Source organism: Ramlibacter sp. WS9, from assembly GCF_003797765.1.
GTDB lineage: Bacteria > Pseudomonadota > Gammaproteobacteria > Burkholderiales > Burkholderiaceae_C > Ramlibacter.
Genome location: NZ_RKMB01000007.1, coordinates 216,810 through 243,734, shown reverse-complemented (window position 1 = coordinate 243,734; position 26,925 = coordinate 216,810). Strand labels below are relative to the sequence as shown.

Below are 26,925 nucleotides of genomic sequence, written 5' to 3'. Positions count from 1 at the left end.
GGAGCGGCGATTTTACGCTGGCGCGACGAGCATGCCCTTGCGCTCGATGAAAGCCACCACCTCGGCCAGTCCCGTCCGGGTCTTGAGGTTGGTCATGACGAAGGGCTTGTCCTTGCGCATGCGCTTCGTGTCGGCTTCCATCACGCCGAGGTCGGCGCCGACGTAGGGCGCAAGATCGGTCTTGTTGATGACGAACAGGTCGCTCTTGGTGATGCCGGGGCCGCCTTTGCGCGGAATCTTCTCCCCGGCGGCGACGTCGATCACGTAGATCGTCAGGTCCGACAGCTCGGGGCTGAAGGTGGCGGCCAGGTTGTCGCCGCCGCTTTCGACGAACACGATGTCGGCTTCCGGAAAGTCCACCAGCATGCGGTCGATGGCTTCGAGATTGATCGACGCGTCTTCGCGGATGGCCGTGTGCGGGCAGCCGCCGGTCTCCACGCCCATGATGCGCTCGGCCGGCAGTGCGCCGCTGACGGTGAGCAGGCGCTGGTCTTCCTTGGTGTAGATGTCGTTGGTGATGGCGACCAGGTCCCACTTGTCGCGCATCGACTTGCACAGCATCTCGAGCAAGGTGGTCTTGCCGGAGCCGACAGGCCCGCCGATGCCGACGCGCAAGGGCGGAAGCTTCTTGGTGCGGTTGGCGATGTGATGCATTGTCATGATCTGAAGAGCCTCGAGTACTGCGTTTCGTGCTGCGCCGACAGGATGGCCAGCATCGGCGAGAAAGCCTGGCGCTCATCGTCGCGCAACGCCAGCGCCTTGTCCACCGCCGCGGGAATCTCCCCGGCCAGCCGAAGCAGGATGCGCTGGCCGGCGCTCTGGCCCAGGGGCACGGACTTGATGGCGGCCTGCATCATGTTCTCGGCCCAGCCGAAAGCGAATGCCAGCAGGCAGTCGCGTGGGGTTGCGGTGGTGGCCGAGGCTGCGAGGGCGAAGGCGATGGGGTAGGTGACGGATTCGGTGACGCGCGCAGCCAGTGAAGGCTGGATGGACTTGAGCCACTCCACCAGCGAGCGGCCCATTTGCTCGGTCTGTTGGCGGAATTCTGCAGTCTCACGTGTCTGCAGGACCCAGGCGTTCAGGCGGGTGACTTCCTTCATGTCATCGTCCCGCCACGCGGTGATCGCGCGGCCGATGATCGCGAGATCCGAACGGGCCAGCGTGAGGTGCAGTTGATCGGCAAGCCACGATGCGCCGCTGGCCTCGTCGTGCACCAGGCCGCGATCCACCGCCGCCTCAAGGCCCTCGGAGTACGAAAAGCCGCCGACCGGCAAGGCGGGTGAAGCCAGCCAGATCAGCTGCAGCAGCGACGCATCAGTGGCCGTGGTGGCCATGGTCGTGATCGTGGCCGTCGTGGTCCGCGTGATCGTGATGTTCGTGGCCGTGCGAATGGGCGGCGTGCGACGTGTACGCGCCGCCTTCCGGCTCGAACGCGTCGTCTCGCGCATGGACGATCAGGTGCATTGCGCGCAGCATGTCCGCCAGCACGTGATCGGGCTCGATCTTCAGGTGATCAGGCTTGAGTTCGATCGGCACGTGGCGGTTGCCCAGGTGATAGGCCGCGCGTGTCAGGTCGAACGGTGTGCCATGTTCCTTGCAATGCGTGACGACCAACACCGGCTGTGGCGGGGCGATCACCTTCACCAGCGAGCCATCTTCGGCCACCAGAACGTCGCTGCCGCGCACGACCGTGCCGCGCGGCAGGAACACGCCCAGGTGTCGGCCCTGCGAATCGGTGCAGTCGAAGCGGCTCTTCTGCCGGACGTCCCAATCCAGCTCCACTGTGGCGGCGCGTTTGAGCAGGACGGGGGCGAGGCCCTTGCCCTGCGCTATCAGTTTCGTGGCGTTGATCATGTGATCGGTTCCAGGACGAACTTGCTGCGGCCGTGGATCCGGTAGGCCGAAAAGTCTCGCACGTCGAAAGTGGCGATGGAGTGAATGCCGGTTTCCTCCGCAAGCCAGACCAGCATCGCGTCCGCCCAATCGGGATCGAGATCCGCGTATTTGCCCAGGATGGCCCCGACACGCTTGTACGCCGTGGCGTCAGGCCGGTGGATGTCGATCGTCCCCTTGGCTGCCAGATCAGCGACGGTCGCGCGCCGACGTGCAGGCAGGAAGAACGCCGTTTCGGTCAGCACGGCTTCGACGGTATGCAACTTCGCACTGCAGCCGGCGAGCCATCGGGTCGCGGCCTCGTGCCGGCCATCGTCCGAGTGAAGCAACGCGACGAGCACGCCGGTATCCAGCAAGATGCCGCTCTGCCCATGCATCAACGCGGCCTCGTGAGACGTTCGAGTGCGCGCTTTCGCACCACTTCCTTCGTCGCGCTTTCGCCCGCCATGCCGCTCACGCAGCCGATCAAGCCGAGCCGCTTGAACGCTGCGTAGTTCGCGCTGACACCGCCTTCAGGTGCGAGCTTCTTCTGCTTCCCGGTGCGCGCGAAGTAGTCGGCCAGCGCTTCCTGAACAACGTGACTTTTGGTCAGGCCGTTGGACGCGCTGTATTCGTCGAGCGCCTGTTCCAGCGTTTGGGGGAGTCGGACGGTGAGGGTCATGCCTCATTGTAATACAGGAGCTTGTCCTGTATTCTTCTTCAGAACAGGAAGTACCGTTGCGCCATCGGCAGCACCGTCGCGGCCTCGCAGGTCAGCAGCTGGCCGTCGGCGCGCACGGCGTAGGTCTGCGGGTCGATCTCCATCTTCGGCAGATAGCTGTTGTGGATGAGATGTTCCTTGCGCACACCGCGGATGTTCTTCACCGCGCTCAGGTTCTTCGCCAGGCCGAACTTGTCCTTGATGCCCGCCGCCAGGCCAGCTTGCGATACGAACGTGAGCGAGCCCTTGGCGATGGCGCCGCCGAAGCTGCCGAACATCGGCCGGTAGTGGACCGGCTGCGGCGTGGGAATCGAAGCGTTCGGGTCGCCCATCGCGGCCATGGCGATGAAGCCACCTTTCAGGATCAGCGCCGGCTTGACGCCGAAGAAAGCGGGCTTCCACACCACCAGGTCGGCCCACTTGCCGGGCTCGACGCTGCCGACTTCATGGCTGATGCCGTGCGAGATGGCGGGGTTGATCGTGTATTTGGCGATGTAGCGCTTGGCGCGGAAGTTGTCGTTGCGTTCGCTGTCACCCTGCAACGTGCCGCGCTGCACCTTCATCTTGTGCGCCGTCTGCCACGTGCGCAAGATCACTTCTCCCACGCGGCCCATCGCCTGGCTGTCGGAGCTCATCATGCTGATCGCGCCCAGGTCGTGCAGCACGTCCTCGGCCGCGATGGTTTCCTTGCGGATGCGGCTCTCGGCAAACGCCAGGTCCTCGGCGATGGCCGGGTCGAGGTGATGGCACACCATCAGCATGTCCACGTGCTCGTCGAGCGTGTTGACGGTGTAGGGCATCGTCGGGTTGGTGGACGAGGGCAGGAAGTTTGCCTCGCCGACCACGCGCAGAATGTCGGGCGCGTGGCCGCCGCCCGCGCCTTCGGTGTGAAAGGCACACAGCGACCGGCCCTTGGTCGCGGCGATGGTGTTCTCGACGAAGCCCGATTCGTTGAGCGTGTCGCTGTGGATCGCGACCTGGGTGTCGGTTTCTTCCGCCACGTCCAGGCAGTTGCTGATCGCGGCCGGGGTCGTGCCCCAGTCCTCGTGCAGTTTCAGCCCCATCACGCCGGCGTTGATCTGCTCGTGCAGCGCGGCGGGCAAGCTGGCGTTGCCCTTGCCGAGGAAGCCCAAATTCATCGGGAAGGCATCTGCCGCCTGCAGCATGCGCTCGATGTTCCACGGCCCCGGGGTGCAGGTGGTGGCGAAGGTGCCGGTGGCGGGGCCGGTGCCGCCGCCCAGCATGGTGGTGACGCCTGCGGCCAGCGCCTCTTCGATCTGCTGCGGGCAGATGAAGTGGATGTGACTGTCGATGCCGCCCGCGGTGACGATGTTGCCCTCGCACGAGATAACCTCAGTGCCTGGGCCGATGACGATGTCGATGCCTGGTTGTGTGTCGGGGTTGCCGGCCTTGCCGATCGCGACGATGCGCCCGCCTTTGACGCCGATGTCGGCCTTGACGATGCCCCAGTGGTCGACGATGAGGGCGTTGGTCATCACCAGGTCGACGGCGCCTTCGTGCCGTGTGCGCTGCGATTGCGCCATGCCGTCGCGGATGGTCTTGCCGCCGCCGAACTTCACTTCCTCGCCGTAGCCGCCGGCACGCAGCGTGTAGTCGTCCTCGACCTCGATCAACAGTTCGGTGTCGGCCAGTCGCACGCGGTCGCCGGTGGTGGGCCCGAACATCTCGGCGTACGCGCGCCGTCCAATCGTTGCCATGTCTAGAGCGCTCCTTGCACCAGGCCGCGGAAGCCATAGACCGTGCGCTCGCCTGAAAAATCCACCAGCTCCACGGTGCGTTGCTGGCCGGGCTCGAAGCGCACTGCAGTACCCGATGCGATGTTCAGCCGCATGCCGCGCGCCGCGTCGCGGTCGAACTGCAGGGCGCCGTTGGTTTCGGCGAAGTGGTAGTGCGAGCCGACCTGGATCGGCCGATCCGCGGTGTTGCGCACGATGAGCGTCGCGGTGCGCCGGCCTGGGTTGAGCGCGTGGTCACCCGCGTCGGTGAAGAGCTCGCCGGGGACCAGCATGCTCATTCGCCGCGCGAGAAGAAGAGGGCCAGACCAGCGAGGACGGCGACGAGCGCAATGCCCGCAGCATCCGTCGAGTGCCAATGAGATCCGGCCAGGCCATGCCCGTCGTGCGCCCAGACACCGGCAGTGGCGGCCATCAGCGTGGTGGCGGCCGAAAGCTGTTTCGCGAATCGCATGGGGGCTCCTGTCTTGAATCGGTTCAGACGATTGGCTGGTGCACGGTGACCAGCTTGGTCCCGTCGGGAAAGGTCGCTTCGACCTGGATGTCGGGGATCATCTCGGCCACGCCTTCCATCACGTCGGCCCGTGTGAGCACGGCACGGCCTTCGCTCATGAGTCGCGCCACGGTCTTGCCGTCGCGCGCGCCTTCCATGACGGCTGCGGAAATCAGCGCCACCGCCTCGGGGTAATTGAGCTTGAGCCCGCGTGCCTTGCGCCTCTCGGCGAGCAGGCCGGCGGTGAAGATCAGCAGCTTGTCTTTTTCGCGGGGGGTCAGTTCCATGGGGGGCGGCCGGGTGTAGCGGGCCATCTTAGTGCAAGGGCCGTGCCGGGCTATACGCCGGACGGCGCATGGACGGGCACGGAATCTGCACTTCCCAGCCGTGAACGAAGTCATCCCGATCGTCCCCATCGACGCGCCGCAGCGCAAGGCCGGAGACGACGCGCCGCAGCGCATCGTGAAGGTTCGGCGCGACTACAACAGCTGGGTGGCCAGCGAGACGATGGAAGACTACGCCCTGCGCTACACCCCGCAGCGGTTTCGCAAGTGGTCGACCTTTCGGGTGGCGAACACCGCGTTCGGCGCGGCGTCGTTCCTGATCCTGGAGGCGGTGGGGGCAACGCTCCTCGTGCAGTACGGCTTCATGAACGCCTTCTGGGCGATTCTGGCCACCGGCCTCATCATCTTCGTAGCCGGCCTGCCGATCAGCATTTACGCCGCCCGCTACGGCGTGGACATGGATCTGCTCACGCGCGGCGCGGGCTTCGGGTACATCGGCTCGACGCTTACCTCGCTGATCTACGCCTCGTTCACCTTCATCTTCTTTGCCCTGGAGGCAGCGGTGATGGCGTACGCGCTGGAACTGGCGCTCGGCATTCCGCCCAGCTGGGGCTACCTGATCTGCGCCCTGGTCGTCATCCCGCTGGTCACCCACGGCGTCTCCGCCATCAGCCGGCTGCAGGTCTGGACCCAGCCGCTGTGGCTGGTGATGCTGGTGGTGCCCTTCGTCTACGTGCTCATGCGCGATCCTGGTGCGTTCGCGGGCATCACGCACTATGCAGGGGACAAGGGCCAAACCGCCGAATTCAAACTGCACCTGTTTGGTGCCGCACTCACCGTGGGCATCGCTCTCATTACCCAGATGGGCGAGCAGGCCGACTACCTGCGTTTCATGCCCGCCCGCACCGCCGCTACTCGCAAAAGCTGGTGGCTCGGGGTGTTGGTTGGTGGCCCTGGCTGGGTCATTCTGGGCGTCGTCAAGATGTTGGGCGGCGCGCTCCTGGCCTACCTCGCAATCACCCATATGGTGCCTGTGGACCGGGCGGTGGACCCGAACCAGATGTACCTGGCGGCCTATGAATACGTGTTCCCGAACTACGGATGGGCCGTTGCGGCCACTGCGCTCTTTGTCGTGATCTCACAGCTGAAGATCAACGTCACCAACGCCTACGCTGGGTCGCTCGCGTGGTCGAACTTCTTCTCACGCGTGACGCACAGCCATCCGGGCCGAGTCGTGTGGGTGGTGTTCAATACGCTGATCGCCTTCATGCTGATGGAGATGAACGTCTTCCAGGCGCTGGGCGACGTGCTGGGCCTTTACTCCAACATCGCCATCGCCTGGATGATGGCGGTGGTGGCCGACCTGGTCATCAACAAGCCGCTGGGCCTGTCGCCGCCGGGCATCGAGTTCAAGCGGGCGTATCTCTACGATATCAACCCGGTGGGAGTCGGTGCGATGGCGTTGGCTTCGGCGCTGTCGATCGCGGCGCACCTCGGTTTCTTCGGGCCGATGGCGCAAGCGTTTTCGGCATTGATCGCGTTGGGCGTGGCGTTCGTGACGGCGCCGCTGATCGCGTGGGCCACGAAGGGAAAGTACTACATCGCACGCCATCCCGTCATCCCCGCGCAGGCGGGGATGACAGAGCCTGCCCCCGCGAAGGCGGGGGGCGCCCTGGATTCCCGCCTCCGCGGGAATGACGAAACCCGCCGATGCGTGATCTGCGAGCGCGAATACGAAGGCCCCGACATGGCGCATTGCCCGGCCTACCAGGGCCACATCTGCTCGCTGTGCTGCACGCTCGACGCGCGCTGCGGCGACCTGTGCAAGCCGCACGGGAGCCTGTCGTCGCAATGGTCGTCGGCGCTGCGATGGCTGCTGCCGCGCCGAGTGTGGCCGTACCTGGACACGGGGCTGGGCCACTTCCTCTTGCTCATGCTGATCATCGTGCCCTTGCTGGCCACGCTGTTCGGGTTGCTCTACCACCAGGAAGTGCGGGCGGTGGCGCAACTGCTGCAGCCTTCGCAAATGTTTGACCGTGCATCCGACGGCACCTTGCGCTCCGGTTTCCTGAAAGCCTACATGGCGCTGCTGGTCATCGCGGGCATCGTCGCCTGGTGGCTGGTGCTCGCGCACAAAAGCCGCCAGGTGGCGCAAGAGGAATCGAACCGCCAGACCCATTTGCTGATGCGCGAGATCGAGTCGCACAAGCAGACCGACGAAGCGCTGCAGAACGCGAAGCTGCTGGCCGAGCAAGCCAAGCTGGCGGCCGAGCACGCCAACCAGGCCAAGAGCCGCTACATCAGCGCCATCAGCCACGAGCTGCGCACACCGCTCAACAGCATCCTGGGCTACGCGCAGCTGATGGGAGAAGACGCCAGCGTGCCCACGCATCGCAAGCAGGCCGTCAACGTGATCAAGCGCGGCGGCGAGCACTTGCTGTCGTTGATCGAAGGCACGCTGGACATCGCGCGCATCGAGTCGGGCAAGCTCACGCTGAACGTCAAGCCCATGCAGTTTGCCGACTGCGTGCACGAGATGGCCGGCATGTTCGAGCTGCAGGCTTCGGCCAAGGGCCTGGCCTTTCGCTTCGAGGCCGAGGGCAACGTGCCCGAAGTAGTGCGCGCCGATGAAAAGCGCGTGCGCCAGATCCTCATCAACCTGTTGGGCAACGCGATCAAGTTCACGTCCGAGGGGCAAGTGACGTTTCGCATCCGCTACGCGCGAGAGATGGCCCACATCGACATCGAGGACACGGGCCCGGGCCTCACTGCCGAGGAACTGGCGCAGATCTTCGAGCCCTTCGCGCGCGGCAACAGCGCCAGCCACACCGCGCCCGGCGCGGGCCTGGGCCTGACCATCGCGAAGATGCTCACCGACCTCATGGGCGGCGAGATGAGGGTCGCGAGCACGCCGGGCACCGGATCGGTGTTCCGCATCAAGCTGTTCCTGCCCGAAGTGCACAACGCCGTCGTCGCAGCGAAACCCCTTGCGCCGCGGCCGCGACGCGGGTACGAAGGCCCGCGCCGCAAGCTGCTGGTGGTGGACAACGAAGAAGCAGACCGCGAACTGCTGGTGCAGCTGCTGGAGCCGCTCGGCTTCGAGTTGCGCACCGCCGCCAGCGGCCACGACGCGCTGGACTTGCTGGCTGCCGGGCTGCAACCCGACGCAGTGCTGATGGACCTGGCCATGCCCGGCATCGACGGCTGGGAGACGATCCGGCGCTTGCGACGGCTAGAGCATGTCCACGCGATCGCCGCCTCGGGGGGCAGCGCATTACACGAAGTGAAAAGCGTGGGGGCCAAGATCGCCATCGTGTCGGCCAATGCCTTCGACAAGGGCCTGGACAACGACGTCGGCGTGCGGCCCGAAGACTTCATCCTGAAGCCGGTGCGCCACAGCGAGCTGCTGGACTGGCTCGAAAAACAGTTGGGGCTGCGTTGGCTCGAATCGGCACCACCACTCGCGCCGCCCGCGCCCCTGGCCGCGCAAGCGTGGGCGTGGCCCGAGGCCGCGTCGCTGCAGGCACTGCAGCAATCGGTGCAGCTGGGCTACTACCGCGGCATCATGAACCAGCTGGACGAGATCGACGCGGCGCAGCCCGAGTGCGCCGGCTTCACCGCCGCGATGCGCGAGTCGGCGCGGCAGTTCCAGTTCGAAGCCATGAGCCGCGATCTGGCCAAGGCGCCGTTGGTGGAGGTGAAGCCATGAACGCCCGGGTAGAACTCGATCGCGCCAACAGCGACGTGGTGCTGATCGTCGACGACGTCCCGGACAACCTGTCCGTGCTGCATGACGCGCTCGACGAATCGGGTTACACCGTACTGGTAGCCACCGGCGGCGAAGCGGCTTTGCAGCGCGCCGCGCAGGCCCTGCCCGACATCGTGCTGCTCGACGCGATGATGCCGGGCATGGACGGCTTCGAGGTGGCCAAGCGCCTCAAAGCCTCGCCGCACACGGCGCACATCCCCATCATCTTCATGACCGGGCTCACGGAGACCGAGCACCTGGTCGCCGCGCTCGCCGCCGGCGGCGTCGACTACGTGACCAAGCCGATCAAGCCGAAGGAAGTGTTGGCGCGCATGGAGGTGCACATGCAGGGCGCGCGCCAGGCGCGGCAGACGCGCAATGCGCTGGACGCATTTGGCTACGCCAGCATCACCGTGCGCGCAAGCGACGGCAAGTTGATGTGGCAGACGCCGCTCGCGCGCGAGCTGCTGATGGCCTACTACGGCACCGCCGCGCCCGAAGCGCCGCAGCCGGTGATCGACTGGCTGCGCCGGCACCTGAAAGAGGCGGAGCAGCACATCGAGCCGCCGCGCCTCACCGCCGAACTCGGCGCGCGCCGCCTCACGTTCCGCCTGCACCAGCAGACGGGCGATAGCGAAGGAGGGGGTGACTGGCTGATCGTGATGCGCGAAGTGTCCGACACGGCGGTGATCGAAGCGATGAGCCTGTCGTTCAAGCTCACGGCGCGTGAAGCCGAGGTGCTGTACTGGGTGGTCAAGGGCAAGATCAATCGCGACATCGGCGACATCCTGGGCTCCAGCCCGGCCACGGTGAAGAAGCACCTGGAGCGGGTGTTCGCGAAGCTGGGTGTCGAGACGCGCACCGCCGCCGCCGGCATGGCGATGACGCGCATCCGCCAGCTGCATCCGCAGTTCGAGGGTTAGCCTCCCGCTACGGATTCACCGGCTGGTATTCGAAACTCGGCCCCGTCAGCACGGCGGGGTTGGGGATGCCGGACATCATCGCCTTGGCCTGGCCCTTGAGCGACATCATCAGGCCGATGGCGACGTTGAACTGGTCCTGCGTGGCCTGGCCGTTGAACATCGCGTGCAGCGCCAGCAGCAGGCTGGTGTAGGTGTAGTTGAAGTTGTCGTTGGCAAAAGCCTGGGCCGAGCCCGCGGCGTACCCAGCCGCCTTGGGATTGGTGGGCACGGCGTAGACGCCTTCGGCATTGAAGGGCACGGGCTCGCCGGCATAGGCATATTGCGCATCAGGCGGCAGGCTTGGCGACACCGGCACCAGCAACCGGCCCTTCTGGATCTGCATGAAGCGGTAGTAGTGGGCATAGCCCCCGCCCACCACTTCCTTAGGCGAGGTGCTGGTGCCTTCGCCCTGCTCGATGATGGTGGCGATGGCCTGCTGGGCCGAGGCCACGTCCACCACCACCACCGACTCGTCCATCAGGTCGGGGCCGACCTGGTTGCGCGGCGGGTCGACGAAGGCCCCGTTGCCCAGCAGCGCGATCGCGTCCGAGATGGCGGTGTAGAACTGGCCGATGGTGATCGGCGCGCCTTCCAGCGCCGCGGCCAGCGGCAGCGCGCGGTAGTTGATCGGGTCTTCCGGCTCCTCGATGTCCAGGAAGGTCTGCAGCTGCGCCATCGAGAACGGCGCGAGGTTGACGATGAGGCTGCTTTCCACGCCGCCGGGCAGCGGCCCGGGGTAAGTGGGGACGAAGCCGGGCTGGCCGATCTGCGGCGAGCCGCCCAGCGCGTTGAGCACGTTGGACGCCAGCGTCATGTGCAGCATCTCCTCGATCACCACCGACTGGATGATGCCGGCGATCTCCCGGTTCTGCGCGGCATCCAGCGAGTACAGCGCGTACAGGTACACGGGGATGGTGGCGTGCTCCAGCTCGACGGCCTGTTGCAGCGCGGCGCAAACGGACTGCACCGTGGGGGCGCTGCCTTGCAGGCCCTGGATCGATGAACGTTGAAGGCGGATCATGAGGGGCTTTCTGTGGGGTCTTACTGCGTCTTTGCGGTTTGCAGTACCAGCCTGCGCGCGGCGGCCGCGGCCTTGCCGCCCTTGGCTGCCCGGCCGGGTGTCCCATGCGCGGCCGCGCCCGCCGCCTTGGGCGCGGCGGGCTTGGCCAGCGGCGGACCGGGCAGCGGGTTCTTCAGCCAGTCCAGGATCGCGTTGCGCTTGGCGGGCGAGAGGTCGCGCGTCACCGGCATGGCATTGGGGTTGGCCGGGTCCAGCCCGAAGGCCAGCAGCAGCAGCGAAGCGTTGGCCACCACCGAGGCATAGTCCGCCAGGTTCAGGAAGCGGTTCATCACCGGGTACAGGTTGGCGTACTGCTGGAAGATCGGCTGCAGGGCGTTCCACGTCACAGGGTTGCCGGGCGTGAAGCCGCTCCACAACAGGACGCTGACGAAGTCCCACTGGTTCACCGGGCCCGTGTACTGCGAACCTGTCAGCGAGGGGCGGATGCCGTAGACCTGGCCGTCCAGCCCGTAGTCCTGCCCGTTGTTGAAGTAGCGCGGCGTGCCGGGGTCGCTCGCGGTGATGGTCAGCACCGCGAGGCCGGTGTTGTCCGTGGTGCCGGTGGTGTTGAAGGCCAGCGCGTCGGCGGGTGTGGCCACCGCCGGGCTCGTCATGATGAAGGGAAAGCCGCTGCCCACCTGTGCCTGCAACTGCGACGGGTCGGCGACGAAGCCGACGCTGGCGCCTTCCAACGGCTGGCCCCACTGCGTGGCAAACACGGCGACGTTGGCCACGTCGCCCGGGCTCATGCGGTACACGTAGGTGTCGGCCCGCACATAGGCGCCGCTCGCCCATTCGCTGATCGCGGTGGTGCCGCTGCCGGTGAGCCACAGCTGCGATGCGGCAATGGCCTGCTGCTGTGCGTTGGTCAAGGGCAGGGCGACGATGCCGGCGGTGCGGCCGTACCAGGTCGGGTCGCTCGCGTAGCCGCCGCTGCCTTGCGAGGGGATGGTGCCCAGTGCGATGACGGTGCCGGCCGGGTTGCCGGGCGTCGCGATCGGCGAATACACGCCCAGCACCAGGTCGCCCAGGTCGTTCAAGTCGCCGGTGGTGGCCGAGGTACTGATCGCATTGCCCAGGTCGAGCAGGATGGAATTCGATGACGTGTCCACCACCGCGGTGCAGAAGTTGACGTTGCCTTGGGGCTCGAAAAAGTTCGGGGGAGGGTTCGGGGGCGGGTTCATGGGCGCGGCCATGAACTGCCGGCCGATCACCATGTGCCGAGGTTCGGCAGCGGTTGCCGGGCCTATGGTGCCCACGATGCGTCCGCACATGAAGTCGGGCGAGGTGAATGTCATGTTCAGGCTGTCGACGTTGAACTTGATCGACAGCAGGCCGTCCGATGCGGCAGCCTGCAACGCCAACAGAAAGGGCGAGGACGTCACATCGCCCCATTGCAGATGGGTGAGCACCGACTGGTACATGGCTCCCGCGTCGACGTCGCCGCCGTCTTCCGCGCCGGTGGCGCGGTCCCAGATGTCGGCGAACGCAGCGGGCTCGAAATCGCCGCGCATCAGGGTGTTGCCGCTGGCATCGGCGATGCGCACCTGCAGGCCCCAGATCTCGGAGACCAGCTGCTGCTCGCTGTCCAGGTCGACCAGCTTGGCGGGCGCCCGCCCGTCGGAGTCGGCGACGATGCATTGCAGCACCGGATCGGTTCCGGGCACCGCGCCCGACGGCGTCCAGGCGGCCGTGACGGCGCAGCCCAGGAAGCGCCAGGCCGCGTCGCCCTGCGGGTTGAACCAGCCGTTGGGCGGCTGCATGTTGTCGCCCTGCATCAGCTGGTAGCTCGGAAGGAACGCCGCGTTGTCGAAGTGGCCGGGGTCGTTGTTGACCGTCGACACGTTGGCCTGGAACTGGCCCGCGAAGTGCAGGCGCAAGGTGCTGAGGTAGCTCATGCAGGTTTCTCGCTGAACGGTTTGATGAGGCCGATGGGATTGCCCTCGGGGTCGCGGACCATCGCGAAGTGGTAGCCGTCCGCGCTGGTCGGTTCCATGTAGCGGCTGCCGCCGGCGGCCAGTGCGCGGGCGATGGCCGCGTCGAGGTCGTCCACCAGCAGGTAGAAGTTGCGCCCCGGCTCGAACCCCGGGCTGGAGTTGGCCTGGCCGATGCCGCCGAGCAGCGGCAGCGTGCGCAGCGGGAAATTCACGTAAGCGAAACCGCTGCTGCCGGCCTGGTAGTTCCAGCCGAACACGCTGGTGTAGAAGGTCTGCAACGCGCCCTGGTCGCGCGCGATGATTTCGAACATCACCGAAGGGTGCTGGTTGGCGGTGCTAGGAGCCTTGGGAGCGGCCCGGCGGCTCATGGCATGCCTCCCTGCCGCTCGATGTACTCGAAGCTCGGCCCCACCGTCTGGCCGCTGCCGTCACCGATATCGGTCTGCATCATCGCGACGGCGACGACGCGCAGGTCGTACATCACGCCGATGGCCGTGTCGAGCCGGTCCGGCTGGCCGTTGAAGGCCTCGTGCATTGCGTTGAGCAGCGAGCCGTAGCTGTAGGCGAACTGCTCGATGCGGGTGCGCGCCTGCGTGCCTACCTTGAAGTCGGCGATCTTGCAGTTGGGCCGCAGCGGCCAGACGCCGGACTCGTCGAAGGGAATAGGCGCGCCGGCATAGGCGTAGCCATCGGGCGTGGCGACCAGGCCGCGCCCGGCGGCGATCTCGCCGAACTTGTAGTAGTGCGCCGGGTCGCCCTTCGACTCGTACGGCGTGACCGATGTGCCCTCGCCCTCGCGCTTGATGATCTCGATGGCGCGGCAGGCGCTTTCGCAATCGGTGATGGGGAAGAGCTTGTCCGCCGGGAACCACTCCGTGGACACCACCTGCGGCGGCGCGGTGGGCTTCACGAAGATGGACGGGCCGAGCTTGACGATCTGCTGCTGGATGGCGTCGTAGAACTGGCCGATGGTGGCGTATTCGGGCTCGGCCTCGGCCTCCGCACCCACCAGCTGGGTCTTGACCGGGATCGGGTTCTCCGGCTCCTCGATCGCCATGAAGGTGTTCTGCACCAGCGGGATCGAGAACGCCTCGATGCCGACGACGAGGCCATCACCGATGTTCATGGGCAGCGTGCCGGGGTACTTCGGGATGAAGGCGCGGCGGTTGATCTGCGGATGGCCGCCTATCGCGATCAGGATGTTGGCGGCGATGCTCATGTGCAGCATCTCCTGGATGACGATGCTGCGGATCAGCTGCGCAATGAGCAGGTTGGTACCCGGCTTGAGCGAGAACATCGCCGTGAGGTAGGGCGGGATGGTGCTGTGCTCCAGCTCCACCGCGTTCTGCAAATAGCGATGCAGCTCCTCGGCGCTGCCGGCGGCGCGGATGCCGCGGATGACCTGGCGTTGCAGCTTGATCATGGCTGGTTCCCTCCGGAATTCGCGGCGGCGCGGGCGCGGCGCTGCTCGTAGCCCTGGATCACCGCGGTCTTGCCGCCCGCCTCGCCGGGTGCCGGCATGGGGGTGGCCGCGGGTGCGGCTGCGGTGGCCGCCACTTTGCTGACGGCCGGTGGGGGTGGCGCCGGCGGCTTCGTGCCCAGCGGTGGCAAGCCGTCCGCGCCTTTCATGTCCAGCCACTTGAGGATGGTGGCGCGGTCGCCCGCGCTCAGGTCGCGCGTGACGGGCATGTGGTTCGGATCGCGTGGCGGCAGCGCGAACGCGAGCTTCAGGATGGCCAGCCGCGAACACACCGAGGCGTAGTCCGACAGGTCCACCACGTGCCGGCTCATGATCGGGTAGAGATGCGCGTACTGCGTGAACAGCGGCTGGATATTTTGGTACCAGGTGGGGCTCTGCGTCCCCGTGCCCGCGCTGTAGGCCAGCACGCTCACGTAGTTCAGCGGGTTGCCCACGTAGCCGGCGGGCTGCGCGGCCAGCTGGTAGCCCAGGCCGTACAGCTGGCCGGCGATGTAGCCGCGCGGCATGCCGGGCCCGTCGGAAGAAGCCGTCACCGGCAGCCGAGCGCGGCCGGCTGGGTCGGTGGTCACACTGCCCGCATAGGTCACGGCGCTCGTGGGCGTGCCGATGTCGGGGATGGGCGCCGGCGGATCGGGCAGCGGGTGCATCGGCCCGTTGCCGCCGGAGCCGCCCATCATGCCCTCGGTGGCGCTGATGGCGACGGCCGCGGCGGGCAGCGGCACGCCGAAGCTCGATGCGTAGAACTCCACGTGCTGGGTCTCGCCCGGCTCCAGCCGGAAGACGAACTGGTCGGCGCGAACATAGACGCCTTCGATGGACTCCTGCAGCAGCACGGTGTAGGTGGTCGTGCCGGTGACGGGCTTGAGCAGCACCAGCGGGCACGTCGGCAGCAGTTGCCGCGCGGCGGCGTTGGCCGACAGGTCGAAGCTCTGCACGCCGGCGGTCTGCGTGTACCACTGCGGCTCCAGGTAGGGAACCCGGGCGATCACCGTGACCTGGCTCGCATCCACCGTGGTCTGCAAAGTGGCGGGGCTGGTGTTCAGCACGCCGATGGACACCGCGCCGATGTCCATCAGGCCGCTGTTGGCCTCCTCGATCGGGAAGGAGTTGCCGAAGTCGGCTGTGAGCCACATGCCGTCGGCCGACACCTTGGCCTGCAGGCTGCCCACGCCTTGCGAAGGCTGCACGAATGAGCTGGGCGCGTAGGCGATCATTTGCCGGCCCATCACGAAATGCCTGGGCTCGCCACGGCGATAAGGGCCTATCGTGCCGGCGATGTGGCCCAGCGTGTAGCGCGGAATCTTCGAGTCGCGCCCGTAGCCGTACACGTTGAACTGGATCGACAGCATGTCTTCCTGCGTGGCGGCCTTCAGCGCGTCCAGCAGCGGCGAGCCGGTGGCGTCGGGCCAGCTCACGCCTTCCAGCACCGACTGGTAGTACGCCGCCAGCGTCTGGTCGCGCGGCATGGCCTTCTGCTGGCGCTGCCACAGGTTGATGAACGCGGCGGGTTTGTACTCGCCTTGCAGCAGCGGCTGCGCGGCGCCGTTCACCACCCGCACCTGCATGCCCCAGATTTCGGAGACCATCTGCTGCTGCGGGTCCAGGTCCACCAGCTTGCCGGGCGCGCGCCGGTCAGCGTTCTGCAGGCTGAGGCCGATCACGGGGTCGTCCGCCGGCGTGGTCAGCAGCTTGCCGTCGATGAAGGCGCCGGTGACGGCGCAGTCCATCAGGCGGAAGATGCCCGTGCCCTCCGGGTTCCAGCTGCCGTTCTGGTTCAACTCCTGGTACTGCGGCACGAACGAGTCGTTCTGGAAAGGCTCGACCCGGTTGTTGATGGTGGACACGTCGGCCTGGAACCAGCCGCTGAAGTGCAGGCGGGGCGAATCGAGGTAGCTCATGGTGCGTCCTTTGCTCCGGTTATTTGGCAGGCGCCAGCATGTCGGCCCACGTGGCGGGGGCCGGTGCCGGTGCAGCAAGCGCATTGGCTTGCGCCTTGTCGTTGTTCGGGCAGTCGCCCGCGAACAGGCAGCACCAGCCCGGGTTGGGCGTGCACATCTCGGGCACGCGGGCCCAGGTCTTGAGCGGGTTGGGCTTGTCGGCGCGGAAGTTCGTGTAGTTCTGGCTGACGATGGGCGCGTCGGGCGGCGTCGCGGGATAGCCCGAGAAAAAGAACGACTGCGGATGGCGGTACTTGGGCGACTTGGCGTTGGACGGGTCGTCCGACGTGGCGGTCTTGTTGAAGGCGTAGCCGAAGAGAATCTTCTGCGGCCCGACCTCGCGCGAATAGGCCTGGATCGTGCCGTCCAGGTGCGTGCTCTGCTGCGGGTTGTACGGCAGGTGCTTGATGAAGTCGCGCCGCGGCGGGTGGTTGTGCAGCGAGAACTGGCAGCAGGCCGGCGTGCCCGCCGGGCGGTCCTCGTAGCGCAGGAACCAGGCCTTGTTGCCCAGCGACACGAACGAGCAGCTGAAGTTGTTGGCCATCGGGAAGATGGGCAGGCAGAACTTCTCGTAGTGCTCCATCATCGCGCCGGTGCCGTCCTTGTCGGCGGGCAGGTACGTGGAGTCGTAGTAGGTCGCGCCGTAAGACACCTGGTAGTCGGCCGGCGTCAGGCCCGCCGGCGGCGAGGCGTAGGGCGGCGGGTACTTGTCGTAGTTGTTGAAGACGCGGTACATCGTCCACTCGCTGGTCCACCATTTCGGGTACAGCGGATCGGTGGGCTCGCCCGCCTTGCGCGGGTAGATGCATTTCGACGGCGGCTTGCAGTTCTTGTCGTTGTGCACGCCACCCGTGTAGTAGGTGTGGCGCGCCGAGGCCGACTTGTCCAGGGCGCTTGCCGGGGCGCCTTCTTGCGCGCTGGCCGAAAGACTGAAAGCGAAGGCCAGCAGCAGGGCCAGCGGGGCTTTGAAGTTCATGTCAGTTCCTTTGCAAGTTGGCGCACCAGGAGCCGGTGCAATGCCCAGGTGGAAGCCGGCAGCGCAAGCGTTGCCAGCAGCGTGATGCCTATGCCGGGCTCGGTCATGCCCAGCCACGCGCTGCCCGCGTACAGCGCCGCGACGATGCACGACGACAGCGCGGCCATCGCCAGCGCCTGCGCCGGCGGCACGCGCCACACACCGGCGAGCAGCGCGCTCATCTCGGCCAGCAGCGGCAAGGGCCGCGCCGCCACGATCCACCACAGCGACTGGTGCTGCGCCTTGCCCCTCACGGTGTCCCAGAGCGGCGGGCCGACCCATTGCCGCAGGCGGTGCTCCGGCGCCAGGCGGCCGAGCGCGTAGCCAAAGGCGAACGACAGCGTGAGGCCCAGCGCGAAGCTGGCGCCGCCCCACAGCGGCCCCAGCGTCCAGCACAGGGCCATGCCCACCACGCTGCTGGGAATGGGCAGCAGCACGTCGGCCACCAGCAGCGCGATGCCCAGCGTGGCGAGCAGCACCGCGTTGTCCGGCCGCGTCATCCAGGCCGGCGTGGCCTGGTCCAGTGCGTCGCCCCACAGCGCGAACGGCACCAGGATGAAAAGCGTGAGCAGCAGCAGCATGCCGCCCAGACGCAGCCATTGCGCGGTGCGGCTGGGCGCGGAGAGGGCGGTGGGACCGGTCGTCATGGCAGGCTCCAGTTCAGGGCGAGCCGCAGGCGGCGCGATGGCGTGGGCGTGCCTATCGTTTCCGCGCTGCGGCTGTTGGCCAGGTTGTCGACGGCCAGCGTGGCGATGGCGGCGCCCACCGGCATGCGGGCTGAGATGTCCACGGTGTTTACCGCCGCCAGCTGCTGGTCGCCGGTGGGGATGGACGAATCCAGCCGCCGTCCGACATGCTTCGCGAGCACCGTGAAGTCGCGCCGCGGCCCCCAGGGCACGTTCAGCTGCGCGCTCCATTGCGCGTGCGGGCGATGCCGCAGTTCGGTGATGCCCTCCGGGTCGCGCACGCGCATCACGGTGCCGTCCAGCCGCAGGCGCCAGCCGTTGTCCCAGGTGTGGCCGGTGCGCCATTCCACGCCGTCGGCGTTGATGCGCGCGCGGTTGACCAGCTGCGGCGGCGGGCCCGCGTCGAAGTCGATCAAATCCTTGTAGCGCGCGCTGAAGAGCGTGACGCGGCTGGGCCAGGCCGAGCGCTGGGGGCTGGCGTAGTACAGCTCGCGGTGGGTCGCGCGCTCGGTGCGCAGCAGCGGGTTGCCCACCAGCGGATGCGCGAGCGCATAGAAGCTGGGCAGCTTGGTGGCGCGCGAAACGGAAACACCCCAATGTCCCAGTGCATCACCCAGCGCGTGCTGCACGGACAGCATGGGATGAGTGGCCGCGTCGCCCGCATCGGGGCGCTCGTGGCGCAGCCCGCCCTGGAGCGTCCAGCTACCCCACTGGTAGCGAGCCTCGGCCATGAGGCTGGTGACGCTTCGCGACAGCTCGAAGTCGGCGGGCAGCGCGAAGAAGCCGAAGTCGATGTTGCTGGCGAGCTTGCCGGTCTCGCGCTGGTGCTGGATGCCCAGCGTGACTTGCAGATCGGAATTCGTGGGCGGCAGCCACAGCGCCTGAACCTCGTGGCGGCGGTAGTCGGTCTGCGTGGTCATCGCGGGCAGGCCGAAGGGGTCGCGCACGCCGGGGGCAACGCCGCTGGTCACCTCGTCGCCGTCGCGCGACAGGGTGGTCGCCTGCAGTTCGACGCGGCCAGAGGCGGCCGTGTTGATGGCGGCCCGCGCGGACAGCTGCCCGCTGGTGGCGCGCCGCGAATCCAGCTGGCGCAGCACGGCGAATTCGGCGCCGCCGCTGTCGTCCGGAAACGCGCGGTTGAGGCTGTCGGCCACGCGGGCCGAAACCGTCACCGAGCCGCCGCCGTCCAGCGGCTGCTCCCACGCGGCGTTGGCGCTTTGCGTGCGGTTGAAGCCGCCGGCCTTGTCACCGTCTTCGCGGTGGCTGATGCTGCCGCGCAGCTGCGCGCCGGCAAACCCGGCCTGTGCCGCGCGCAGGCCATCGCCGCCCACCGCCACGCCCGCATACCCGGTGCCGGCGGCGCGGCGCGTGAAGATGTGGATCAGCCCGGCCAGGGCCTCGGCATGCACCACGCTGACGTTGCCGCGCACGATCTCGATGCGTTCGACGTCGCCGGTGGACAACGTGTTCAGGTCCACGGCGCTGCCGCGCGACGACAGCGGGTCGTTCTGGCGCACGTGGTCCACCAGCACCACCACGTGGCTCGGGTCGGCGCCGCGCAGGTAGAGCGAGCCGTAGCCGCCGCTGCGCGGACTTCGGTCCACCACGATGCCGGCTTGCCGCGCCAAGGCCTCGGCCACGCTGAGTTGCCCGAGCGCGTCCAGGTCGGCGCGCGTCAGCACCGTCACGTGCTGGCTCGCCGCGGCGGCCGTCACGGGCAGCGCGCTGGCGCTCACGCGGACCTCCTCCAGCGTCACCGGCGTTTGCGCAACGGCGAGCGCATGCCCGCCGCCGAGCACGCACGGCAGCGCGATCCTGACCAGGGCATGCAACAGCGTACCCGCGTCCTGGGGGTGGCTTCGTGCCTGTTCCCCCTCCCTCTTCGGCTCTTGCTTCACGCAATGGCTCCGTTTTCTTTTTTTCGAGAACAGGCCGATTGTGTGGAAGCACGCCCCGGGGTTCAATCCTGTCAAGGTTGACAGTCGCTGCCCGAAAATGCGGTGCCCGTGCGCTCGCGGCAGAGCACCGCGGATGCGCATGCCGCGACAAAACGCCTTCTGGATCAACGCCTCGCGCCGTAACGCCCGGGCTGCCCCGCAGCCGATGCAGGGGCCACGAGTAGGGGTCAACCCGCAGCCCGGCGCCACGAAAAAATTTTGCACGCACCTGGGGCGCCTGTTGCATACGCCACCCGGCGTATATGCCTGGGCCAGCCTTCTCCCCAGAATCAATCCGTCCACATCGGCTGTCCGCAAAGGCGGGGTGGGGCGAATTTCCAGACTCTCTTTTCGACTCAGGTCTTCCTTTTGCTTTAAGGAGCAACACACATGCAACGTCGTTTCACCCTCAAGGCCCTCACGGCCGCGGTCGCCCTGGCGAGCGTCGGTACCGTCGCCATGGCCCAGGACAAGGGCACCATCAAGGTTGGCATCCTGCACAGCCTGTCGGGCACCATGGCCATTTCGGAAACCGTGTTGAAAGACACGGTGTTGATGGCCATTGAAGAAATCAACGCCAAGGGCGGCGTGATGGGCAAGAAGCTCGAGCCGGTGATCGTGGACCCGGCCTCCAACTGGCCGCTGTTCGCCGAAAAGACCAAGCAGCTGCTGACGCAGGACAAGGTCGCCGTGATCTTCGGCTGCTGGACCAGCGTGTCGCGCAAATCGGTGCTGCCGGTCGTCGAAGAACTCAACGGCCTCCTGTTCTACCCCGTGCAGTACGAGGGTGAAGAGCTGTCCAAGAACGTGTTCTACACGGGCGCCGCGCCGAACCAGCAAGCGATTCCCGCCGTGGACTACCTGATGTCCAAGGACGGCGGCGCCGCCAAGCGTTGGGTCCTGCTGGGCACCGACTACGTGTACCCCCGCACCACCAACAAGATCCTGCGCGCCTACCTGAAGTCCAAGGGCGTGAAGGACACCGACATCGACGAGAAGTACACCCCGTTCGGCCACAGCGACTACCAGACCATCGTTGCTGACGTCAAGAAGTTCTCGGCCGGTGGCAAGACGGCAGTCGTCTCCACCATCAACGGCGACTCCAACGTGCCTTTCTACAAGGAACTGGGCAACGCCGGCCTGAAGGCCAAGGACGTGCCGGTCGTCGCCTTCTCGGTCGGTGAAGAAGAACTGCGCGGCGTGGACACCAAGCCGCTGGTGGGCCACCTGGCCGCCTGGAACTACTTCATGTCGATCAAGAACCCGTCCAACGACGAGTTCACCAAGAAGTGGGCCGCGTATGCGAAGGCCAAGAAGTTGCCCGGCGCCGACAAGCCCCTGACCAACGACCCGATGGAAGCCACCTACATCGGCATCAACATGTGGAAGCAGGCCGTCGAGAAGGCCAAGTCCACGGACACCGACAAGGTCATTGCCGCGATGGCCGGCCAGACCTTCAAGGCACCGTCAGGCATCGTCTCGAAGATGGACGAAAAGAACCACCACCTGCACAAGTCGGTGTTCATCGGCGAAGTGAAGGCCGACGGCCAGTTCAACGTGGTGTGGAAGACGCCAGGCCCGGTGAAGGCCAAGCCCTGGTCGCCCTTCATCGAAGGCAACGACAAGAAGCCGGACGAGCCGGCGAAGAAATAAGACGCCTGCGGGCTTTACTCCCTCTCCCTCTGGGAGAGGGCAGGGGTGAGGGCCTCGCGCCATGCCCCTCACCCTAACCCTCTCCCCAAAGGGGAGAGGGGATAAGAGGTGCCTCCAGCGTGGGCAACGTGTTGCCCAACCTACAGGTTCTTTCATGTTCATCCGCAGTCTCGTCCTCACAGCAGCGTTCCTCTTCACGGCCAACGTCCACGCCCTGACCCCGGCCGAGGCGCGAGCCATGGCGGCGGGGGAGACGGATGCGCGCATCGAAGCGCTGAACAAGGCCGTCGCTGCGGGTGACGACAAGACGGCGGCCTTCATCCAGGCGCTGATCGACGACGGCGTCAAAGTCGCGGGCGAGAAGGTGTTCCTCGTCAAGGACGGCAAGGGCTTCGACCCGGTGACCGGTGCCGAACAGCCGTTGCCGGCTGACGCCGAAGACGTGATCAACAACAACCGCATGCGCGGCGAACTCGACGCGGCGATGGCGGCGCTCAAGCTGTTCTCGAAAGACGTGGTGCTGCGCCGCCAGGCCATCAAGACGCTGCAGAACGAGAGCGACGAATCCAAGCTGCCGCTGATCGAAAAAGCCTACGCCGCCGAGACCGATGCGCAGGTGAAGGAGCAGCTGGGCATGGTGCGCGCCGCCGTGCTGCTGGGCAGCAGCGACAAGGCCAAGCGCATGGAAGCGGCTCGGTTGCTGGGCCAGAGCAAGAACGCCGGCACCAAGACACTCTTGATCGAGCGCATCAAGGCCGAGACAGATGGTGAAGTGAAGTCTACGCTGGAAGCATCGCTGCGCACGGTGGAGGCGTCGCTCGCGTGGGGGGACAAGGCCGGCGCGATCTTCTCCGGCATCAGCCTGGGCTCGATCCTGCTGCTGGTGGCACTGGGCCTGGCCATCACCTACGGCCTGATGGGCGTCATCAACATGGCGCACGGCGAGCTGATGATGATCGGCGCCTATGCCACCTACGTGGTGCAGGGCCTGTTCCAGAAATACCTGCCGGGCGCCTTCGACTGGTACCTGGTCGCCGCAGTGCCCGTAGCCTTTGCCGCGTCCGCGCTGATGGGCGCCGCGCTGGAGCGCAGCGTGATCCGCTTCCTCTACGGCCGTCCGCTCGAAACGCTGTTGGCCACCTGGGGCATCAGCCTGATGCTGATGCAGCTGGTGCGCTCGGTGTTCGGTGCGCAGAACGTCGGCGTGGAGAACCCCAGCTGGATGAGCGGCGGCGTGGTCGTGATGGGCAACCTGCAGCTGCCCTGGAACCGCATCGTCATCATCGGCTTCGCCATGGCGGTGCTCTTGGGCATGGCCTTCCTGATTTCCAAGACACGCCTCGGGTTGTTCGTGCGCGGCGTCACGCAGAACCGGCCGATCGCTTCGTGCATGGGCGTGAACACCGCTCGCATCGACACCTACGCCTTCGCGCTGGGTTCGGGCATCGCGGGGCTGGCCGGCTGCGCGCTCAGCCAGATCGGCAACGTCGGCCCCGACCTGGGCCAGGGCTACATCGTCGATGCGTTCATGGTGGTGGTGCTGGGTGGCGTGGGCCAACTGGCCGGCACCGTCTACGCCGCGCTGGGTCTGGGCGTGCTGAACAAATTCCTTGAAGGATGGACCGGCGCCGTGCTCGCCAAGATCTGCGTGCTTGTGTTCATCATCGTCTTCATCCAGAAGCGTCCGCAAGGCATCTTCGCCGTCAAGGGCCGCACGGCAGACGCATGACCATGAACCGAGATCCGATTCCGGCAGTCACGCCCGTGGCACTTCCCGGCAAGCCCGCGGTGCTCACGCGCATGGGCTGGACGGCCTTCATCGTCGCGCTGATCGTTGTGTGCGCTGTCGCACCGGTGTTGAACCTGCTGGTCCCCGCGGACAGCGTGTTCCACATGAGCGACTACGCCGTGGCGCTGGTCGGCAAGATCATGTGCTACGCCATCTGCGCGCTGGCGATGGACCTGATCTGGGGCTACACCGGCATCCTCTCGCTGGGCCACGGCCTGTTCTTCGCGCTGGGCGGCTACGTCATGGGCATGTACCTGATGCGCCAGATCGGCCGCGACGGCAACTACAAGAGCGACCTGCCGGACTTCATGGTGTTCCTGGACTGGAAGGTGCTGCCGTGGCACTGGACGTTCAGCGACAGCTTCATCGCCACGCTGTTCCTCATCGTCGCTGTGCCGGGCATCGTGGCCTTCGTGTTCGGCTACTTCGCCTTCCGCTCACGCATCAAGGGCGTGTACTTCTCCATCATCACGCAGGCGATGACGTTCGCGGCCATGCTGCTGTTCTTTCGCAACGAGACCGGCTTCGGCGGCAACAACGGCTTCACCGATTTCAAGCGCATCCTGAACATCCCCATCGCCACGCAATCCATGCGCATGACCTTGTTCGTCATGACCGGCGTGACGCTGCTGGCGTTCTTCCTGTTCGGCCGCTGGCTGGTCACCAGCAAGTTCGGCCGGGTGCTGCAGGCTATCCGCGACGCGGAGTCGCGCGTGATGTTCTCGGGCTACAACCCCATCGGTTACAAGCTCACGATCTGGACGCTGTCCGCCATCATGTGCGGCGTGGCCGGCGCACTCTACGTGCCTCAGGTCGGCATCATCAACCCCAGCGAGATGAGCCCGGCGAATTCGATCGAGATCGCCATCTGGGCGGCGGTCGGCGGCCGTGCCACGCTGATCGGGCCCATCGTCGGCGCGTTCCTCGTCAACGGCGCCAAAAGTTGGCTCACCGTGGCCGCACCCGAGATCTGGCTGTACTTCCTGGGCGCGCTCTTCATCGCTGTCACGCTGTTTCTGCCGAACGGCATCGTCGGTTTGGTCAAGCGCTTCAAGCGGGGCCCGCAATGACGCCGGACTTGCTCGAAGAAGGCGCGCGGCGCGTGGAGGCGCACCAGGCACGTGGGTCGGTCGGCCAGACCGAATCGGGCGGCCGCGCCGCCGGCTTCTCACGCCGCGTCACGCCGGGCGAGATCGACACGACGCACGGCCGCATCCTCTACCTGGAAGACGTGAGCGTGAGCTTCGACGGCTTCAAGGCCATCAACAAGCTGTCGCTCGACATTGCACCGGGGGAGTTGCGCTGCATCATCGGGCCGAACGGTGCGGGCAAGACGACGATGATGGACATCATCACCGGCAAGACCCGTCCGGACGAAGGCACCGTGTTCTTCGGCAGCACCATCGACCTCTTGCGCCACACCGAGCCGCAAATCGCGCAGATGGGCATCGGCCGCAAGTTCCAGAAGCCCACGGTGTTCGAGCAGCTCACGGTGTTCGAGAACCTGGAGCTCGCGCTCAAGACCAACAAGGGTGTGCAGTCGTCAATGTTCTTCCGCCTGGACTCCGGGCAGAGCGACAGGCTCGCCGATGTGCTGCACACCATTCACCTGGCAGAGTCCGTGTCGCGCATGGCCGGCAACCTCAGCCACGGGCAGAAGCAATGGCTGGAGATCGGCATGCTGCTGATGCAGGATCCGAAGCTGCTGCTGCTGGACGAGCCCGTCGCCGGCATGACCGACGAAGAGACTTCGCGCACGGCCGAACTCTTTCTCAAGCTCAAGGGGCAGCATTCGCTGATGGTGGTGGAGCACGACATGAGCTTCATCAAGGTGATCTCGGAAATCGTCACGGTGCTGCACGAAGGTTCGGTGCTGGCGCAAGGCTCGCTGGAGCAGGTGCAGAACGACGAGCGCGTGATCGAGGTCTACCTGGGTCGCTAAGCCATGCTGACAGTCAAGAACATCAACCAGTACTACGGCGGCTCGCACATCCTGCGGGACGTGAGCCTTGAAGCGCACGTCGGCAAAGTCACGGTGCTGCTCGGACGCAACGGTGTCGGCAAGACGACGCTGCTCAAGTCGTTGATGGGCCTGGTGGCTATCAAGACGGGCAGCATCGAGTTCGACGGCAAGCCCATTCACGCAGCCACGCCGTACCAGCGGGCTCGCGCCGGCATCGGTTTCGTGCCGCAGGGCCGCGAAATTTTTGCCCGTCTCACGGTCGAAGAGAACCTGCGCATGGGCTTGGCGTACAAGAGCGCCTCGACGCCGATCCCGGCGGAGCTGTTCGAACTGTTCCCCGTGCTCAAGCAAATGCTGGGACGTCGCGGCGGTGATCTTTCGGGCGGGCAGCAGCAACAACTCGCCATCGCTCGTGCGCTGGCCGCGAAGCCCCGCCTGCTCATCCTCGATGAGCCTACCGAGGGCATCCAGCCGAGCATCATCAAGGACATCGGCCGCGTGATCCGCATGCTGGCGGATCGTGGGGACATGGCGATCCTGCTGGTCGAGCAGTATTACGACTTTGCGCAGGAACTCGCGGACGACTACCTGGTGATGCAGCGCGGCGAGTTCATCGCGCGCGGCCTCGGCAAGGACATGGAAGCGCAGGGCGTGCGCCAGCTGGTCGCGATCTGATCACGGCTTTTTCCGGACCTGTTCGAGCTGCTCCACATTGCGGCCCGAGAGGTCCCCGCGGTTGCCTTCGGCGAACGCGCCTCCACCACTGGGGCCTGCTTCCTGCGGGCCCTGGTTGGCGTAAGGCTGGCGGCCTTTGCCGCCGTCCCACGTCACTTCGCTTTGCGCGCCATGTTCGGCCTTACCGGGTCTTTCGGCGTTCATGAGAGTCTCCTTGTGAGCGGGATCGGGTTGAACGATTGAGCTGCCAGCTGCGGTTCACGCCCTGCGAGCGCAAAGACTTCACGCACCGGCCTTGCCTCCGGCAGCACGTACGCCACACTGGCCCGACCGTGCAAAGGCGCAAGGTGCTCACGGTAGAAATCGCTCGCCACATGCAGCGAGCCGTCAGAGATGCGCTTGTCTTCCACGCGGCCAGACGCGAGCCGCTGCTGGGCCCGGCCGGGCGAGGCGGGCGAGGGCGCCGCATACAGCGAAACCGTGACACCCGCATGGACCCAGACGATGGCGTCACTTTGTCCCGATAGCCACGTGTCCGCGACGAAGCGGCCGGCGGGCGTGGCAGGTGCTGCAGGTGTGTCGCCGAACCCGGCGCCGAGCAACACCGGGCCGTGTGCGCGCAGGCGCCCGGACTCGTCGAAGGCGAACAGCCTGGCGTGGCTCTTGTCGATCACCAGGAAGGGCAGGCCGTCATGGTCGTGCGACGCGATCGCCCAGCGGGCAACTTCGAGCACGTCGGACGAGGCCCGCTCGCGCGCGAGGTCTTCATGCAGCGCCGAGATCTCGCGCGGCGGCGCGGTCTTTGCCGATGAGCGATCGAGGTAGAGGCCGCCCGCGAGCACGGCCGCGCAGAGGCCCAAATAGAACACCGGGCCTGACAGCCCGGTGCGCGATACAGTGGAGTGGGGTGAGGTTCGTCGAATCACGGCTCCAGCGTAGCGGAGGTTCGGCGCGCGTCT

26 protein-coding genes are annotated in these 26,925 nt (G+C 66.5%); 7 read left to right on the top strand and 19 right to left on the bottom strand.

Annotated features, from left to right (window positions below; genetic code table 11):
- Positions 1-12: 12 nt before the first annotated feature.
- From ureG to ureA, 9 genes are read right to left on the bottom strand one after another with little or no spacing between them, the layout of a single operon-like run.
- Entirely contained in the window at positions 13-660 is a 648-nt protein-coding gene (gene ureG, locus EEB15_RS13765) for an urease accessory protein UreG (RefSeq protein ID WP_141510429.1), read from the bottom strand.
- On the bottom strand, positions 657-1,334 hold the full coding sequence (locus tag EEB15_RS13760) for an urease accessory protein UreF (RefSeq protein ID WP_141510428.1): 678 nt from the start codon (positions 1,332-1,334) through the stop codon (positions 657-659). Before EEB15_RS13760 ends, ureG begins: the two co-directional genes overlap by 4 nt.
- Positions 1,315-1,854, bottom strand: a complete 540-nt coding sequence (gene ureE, locus EEB15_RS13755; RefSeq protein WP_141510427.1) for an urease accessory protein UreE — start codon at positions 1,852-1,854, stop codon at positions 1,315-1,317. The genes EEB15_RS13760 and ureE overlap by 20 nt, the downstream gene beginning before the upstream one ends.
- Entirely contained in the window at positions 1,851-2,270 is a 420-nt protein-coding gene (locus EEB15_RS13750) for a type II toxin-antitoxin system VapC family toxin (protein WP_141510426.1), read from the bottom strand. Before EEB15_RS13750 ends, ureE begins: the two co-directional genes overlap by 4 nt.
- Positions 2,270-2,554 carry a ribbon-helix-helix domain-containing protein gene (locus EEB15_RS13745; RefSeq protein WP_141510425.1) on the bottom strand — a complete coding sequence of 95 codons (285 nt, stop codon included), beginning with the start codon at positions 2,552-2,554 and terminating at the stop codon, positions 2,270-2,272. Before EEB15_RS13745 ends, EEB15_RS13750 begins: the two co-directional genes overlap by 1 nt.
- A 38-nt stretch (positions 2,555-2,592) precedes the next feature.
- Positions 2,593-4,311: an urease subunit alpha gene (ureC, locus tag EEB15_RS13740; protein WP_141510424.1), complete on the bottom strand. Its 1,719-nt coding sequence runs from the start codon at positions 4,309-4,311 to the stop codon at positions 2,593-2,595.
- Positions 4,312-4,313: 2 nt separating this feature from the next.
- Positions 4,314-4,619, bottom strand: coding sequence for an urease subunit beta (locus EEB15_RS13735; protein ID WP_141510455.1), 306 nt, complete (start codon positions 4,617-4,619; stop codon positions 4,314-4,316).
- A gap of 5 nt (positions 4,620-4,624) precedes the next feature.
- Entirely contained in the window at positions 4,625-4,801 is a 177-nt protein-coding gene (locus EEB15_RS33675) for a hypothetical protein (RefSeq protein WP_158290102.1), read from the bottom strand.
- Positions 4,802-4,824: 23 nt separating this feature from the next.
- Positions 4,825-5,127, bottom strand: coding sequence for an urease subunit gamma (gene ureA / locus EEB15_RS13730; protein ID WP_141510423.1), 303 nt, complete (start codon positions 5,125-5,127; stop codon positions 4,825-4,827).
- Positions 5,128-5,227: 100 nt separating this feature from the next.
- Here ureA and EEB15_RS13725 point away from each other — a divergent pair, with 100 nt between their 5' ends.
- A complete protein-coding gene (locus EEB15_RS13725; RefSeq protein ID WP_233259481.1) occupies positions 5,228-8,833 on the top strand; it encodes an ATP-binding protein in 3,606 nt (1,201 codons plus the stop codon).
- Complete coding sequence (locus EEB15_RS13720) at positions 8,830-9,795, top strand: response regulator transcription factor (RefSeq protein WP_141510422.1); 966 nt, start codon at positions 8,830-8,832, stop codon at positions 9,793-9,795. Before EEB15_RS13725 ends, EEB15_RS13720 begins: the two co-directional genes overlap by 4 nt.
- Positions 9,796-9,802: 7 nt before the next feature.
- Here EEB15_RS13720 and EEB15_RS33670 read toward each other — a convergent pair whose 3' ends face one another.
- From EEB15_RS33670 to EEB15_RS13685, 8 genes are read right to left on the bottom strand one after another with little or no spacing between them, the layout of a single operon-like run.
- A complete protein-coding gene (locus tag EEB15_RS33670) occupies positions 9,803-10,855 on the bottom strand; it encodes a ferritin-like protein (RefSeq protein ID WP_158290101.1) in 1,053 nt (350 codons plus the stop codon).
- Positions 10,856-10,875: 20 nt separating this feature from the next.
- A complete protein-coding gene (locus tag EEB15_RS33665; RefSeq protein ID WP_158290100.1) occupies positions 10,876-12,792 on the bottom strand; it encodes a hypothetical protein in 1,917 nt (638 codons plus the stop codon).
- Positions 12,789-13,142 carry a VOC family protein gene (locus EEB15_RS13710; protein ID WP_158290099.1) on the bottom strand — a complete coding sequence of 118 codons (354 nt, stop codon included), beginning with the start codon at positions 13,140-13,142 and terminating at the stop codon, positions 12,789-12,791. Before EEB15_RS13710 ends, EEB15_RS33665 begins: the two co-directional genes overlap by 4 nt.
- 53 nt (positions 13,143-13,195) lie before the next feature.
- Positions 13,196-14,254 (bottom strand): ferritin-like protein, encoded by a 1,059-nt coding sequence (locus tag EEB15_RS13705; RefSeq protein ID WP_141510420.1) that lies wholly within the window; start codon positions 14,252-14,254, stop codon positions 13,196-13,198.
- Complete coding sequence (locus EEB15_RS13700; protein ID WP_141510419.1) at positions 14,251-16,209, bottom strand: hypothetical protein; 1,959 nt, start codon at positions 16,207-16,209, stop codon at positions 14,251-14,253. Before EEB15_RS13700 ends, EEB15_RS13705 begins: the two co-directional genes overlap by 4 nt.
- Positions 16,210-16,228: 19 nt before the next feature.
- On the bottom strand, positions 16,229-17,224 hold the full coding sequence (locus EEB15_RS13695) for a hypothetical protein (RefSeq protein WP_141510418.1): 996 nt from the start codon (positions 17,222-17,224) through the stop codon (positions 16,229-16,231).
- Positions 17,221-17,910: a VTT domain-containing protein gene (locus EEB15_RS13690; RefSeq protein WP_141510417.1), complete on the bottom strand. Its 690-nt coding sequence runs from the start codon at positions 17,908-17,910 to the stop codon at positions 17,221-17,223. Before EEB15_RS13690 ends, EEB15_RS13695 begins: the two co-directional genes overlap by 4 nt.
- Positions 17,907-19,847, bottom strand: coding sequence for a TonB-dependent siderophore receptor (locus EEB15_RS13685; RefSeq protein ID WP_158290098.1), 1,941 nt, complete (start codon positions 19,845-19,847; stop codon positions 17,907-17,909). Before EEB15_RS13685 ends, EEB15_RS13690 begins: the two co-directional genes overlap by 4 nt.
- A gap of 429 nt (positions 19,848-20,276) precedes the next feature.
- On the opposite strand from EEB15_RS13685, the gene urtA reads away from it, so the two are divergent.
- The 5 genes from urtA to urtE all read left to right on the top strand — a co-directional run bounded on the left by urtA (position 20,277) and on the right by urtE (position 25,966).
- Positions 20,277-21,539, top strand: coding sequence for an urea ABC transporter substrate-binding protein (gene urtA, locus EEB15_RS13680; RefSeq protein WP_141510415.1), 1,263 nt, complete (start codon positions 20,277-20,279; stop codon positions 21,537-21,539).
- A gap of 154 nt (positions 21,540-21,693) precedes the next feature.
- A complete protein-coding gene (gene urtB, locus EEB15_RS13675) occupies positions 21,694-23,268 on the top strand; it encodes an urea ABC transporter permease subunit UrtB (RefSeq protein WP_141510414.1) in 1,575 nt (524 codons plus the stop codon).
- Between the two features lie 2 nt (positions 23,269-23,270).
- On the top strand, positions 23,271-24,398 hold the full coding sequence (urtC, locus tag EEB15_RS13670; RefSeq protein WP_141510413.1) for an urea ABC transporter permease subunit UrtC: 1,128 nt from the start codon (positions 23,271-23,273) through the stop codon (positions 24,396-24,398).
- Positions 24,395-25,270, top strand: coding sequence for an urea ABC transporter ATP-binding protein UrtD (urtD, locus tag EEB15_RS13665; RefSeq protein ID WP_141510412.1), 876 nt, complete (start codon positions 24,395-24,397; stop codon positions 25,268-25,270). The genes urtC and urtD overlap by 4 nt, the downstream gene beginning before the upstream one ends.
- A 3-nt stretch (positions 25,271-25,273) precedes the next feature.
- Positions 25,274-25,966: an urea ABC transporter ATP-binding subunit UrtE gene (gene urtE / locus EEB15_RS13660; RefSeq protein ID WP_141510411.1), complete on the top strand. Its 693-nt coding sequence runs from the start codon at positions 25,274-25,276 to the stop codon at positions 25,964-25,966.
- Here urtE and EEB15_RS13655 read toward each other — a convergent pair whose 3' ends face one another.
- Both EEB15_RS13655 and EEB15_RS13650 read right to left on the bottom strand, forming a co-directional pair.
- Positions 25,967-26,170 carry a hypothetical protein gene (locus EEB15_RS13655; RefSeq protein ID WP_141510410.1) on the bottom strand — a complete coding sequence of 68 codons (204 nt, stop codon included), beginning with the start codon at positions 26,168-26,170 and terminating at the stop codon, positions 25,967-25,969.
- Positions 26,167-26,892 (bottom strand): L,D-transpeptidase, encoded by a 726-nt coding sequence (locus EEB15_RS13650; protein WP_141510409.1) that lies wholly within the window; start codon positions 26,890-26,892, stop codon positions 26,167-26,169. Before EEB15_RS13650 ends, EEB15_RS13655 begins: the two co-directional genes overlap by 4 nt.
- Between the last annotated feature and the right edge of the window lie 33 nt (positions 26,893-26,925).

Excerpts from the sequence above, each read along its gene's own strand:
- EEB15_RS13655 (WP_141510410.1), bottom strand. The coding sequence starts at position 26,170 with ATGAACGCCGAAAGACCCGGTAAGGCCGAACATGGCGCGCAAAGCGAA.
- EEB15_RS33665 (WP_158290100.1), bottom strand. The coding sequence starts at position 12,792 with ATGAGCTACCTCAGCACCTTGCGCCTGCACTTCGCGGGCCAGTTCCAG.
- EEB15_RS33675 (WP_158290102.1), bottom strand. The coding sequence starts at position 4,801 with ATGCGATTCGCGAAACAGCTTTCGGCCGCCACCACGCTGATGGCCGCC.
- EEB15_RS13710 (WP_158290099.1), bottom strand. The coding sequence starts at position 13,142 with ATGTTCGAAATCATCGCGCGCGACCAGGGCGCGTTGCAGACCTTCTAC.
- urtD (WP_141510412.1), top strand. The coding sequence starts at position 24,395 with ATGACGCCGGACTTGCTCGAAGAAGGCGCGCGGCGCGTGGAGGCGCAC.
- EEB15_RS13700 (WP_141510419.1), bottom strand. The coding sequence starts at position 16,209 with ATGAGCTACCTCGATTCGCCCCGCCTGCACTTCAGCGGCTGGTTCCAG.
- ureC (WP_141510424.1), bottom strand. The coding sequence starts at position 4,311 with ATGGCAACGATTGGACGGCGCGCGTACGCCGAGATGTTCGGGCCCACC.
- urtA (WP_141510415.1), top strand. The coding sequence starts at position 20,277 with ATGCAACGTCGTTTCACCCTCAAGGCCCTCACGGCCGCGGTCGCCCTG.
- EEB15_RS13745 (WP_141510425.1), bottom strand. The coding sequence starts at position 2,554 with ATGACCCTCACCGTCCGACTCCCCCAAACGCTGGAACAGGCGCTCGAC.
- EEB15_RS13690 (WP_141510417.1), bottom strand. The coding sequence starts at position 17,910 with ATGACGACCGGTCCCACCGCCCTCTCCGCGCCCAGCCGCACCGCGCAA.
- ureG (WP_141510429.1), bottom strand. The coding sequence starts at position 660 with ATGACAATGCATCACATCGCCAACCGCACCAAGAAGCTTCCGCCCTTG.
- EEB15_RS13695 (WP_141510418.1), bottom strand. The coding sequence starts at position 17,224 with ATGAACTTCAAAGCCCCGCTGGCCCTGCTGCTGGCCTTCGCTTTCAGT.
- EEB15_RS13720 (WP_141510422.1), top strand. The coding sequence starts at position 8,830 with ATGAACGCCCGGGTAGAACTCGATCGCGCCAACAGCGACGTGGTGCTG.
- urtC (WP_141510413.1), top strand. The coding sequence starts at position 23,271 with ATGAACCGAGATCCGATTCCGGCAGTCACGCCCGTGGCACTTCCCGGC.
- urtE (WP_141510411.1), top strand. The coding sequence starts at position 25,274 with ATGCTGACAGTCAAGAACATCAACCAGTACTACGGCGGCTCGCACATC.
- EEB15_RS13760 (WP_141510428.1), bottom strand. The coding sequence starts at position 1,334 with ATGGCCACCACGGCCACTGATGCGTCGCTGCTGCAGCTGATCTGGCTG.
- ureE (WP_141510427.1), bottom strand. The coding sequence starts at position 1,854 with ATGATCAACGCCACGAAACTGATAGCGCAGGGCAAGGGCCTCGCCCCC.
- EEB15_RS13750 (WP_141510426.1), bottom strand. The coding sequence starts at position 2,270 with ATGCATGGGCAGAGCGGCATCTTGCTGGATACCGGCGTGCTCGTCGCG.
- EEB15_RS33670 (WP_158290101.1), bottom strand. The coding sequence starts at position 10,855 with ATGATCCGCCTTCAACGTTCATCGATCCAGGGCCTGCAAGGCAGCGCC.
- urtB (WP_141510414.1), top strand. The coding sequence starts at position 21,694 with ATGTTCATCCGCAGTCTCGTCCTCACAGCAGCGTTCCTCTTCACGGCC.
- ureA (WP_141510423.1), bottom strand. The coding sequence starts at position 5,127 with ATGGAACTGACCCCCCGCGAAAAAGACAAGCTGCTGATCTTCACCGCC.
- EEB15_RS13705 (WP_141510420.1), bottom strand. The coding sequence starts at position 14,254 with ATGATCAAGCTGCAACGCCAGGTCATCCGCGGCATCCGCGCCGCCGGC.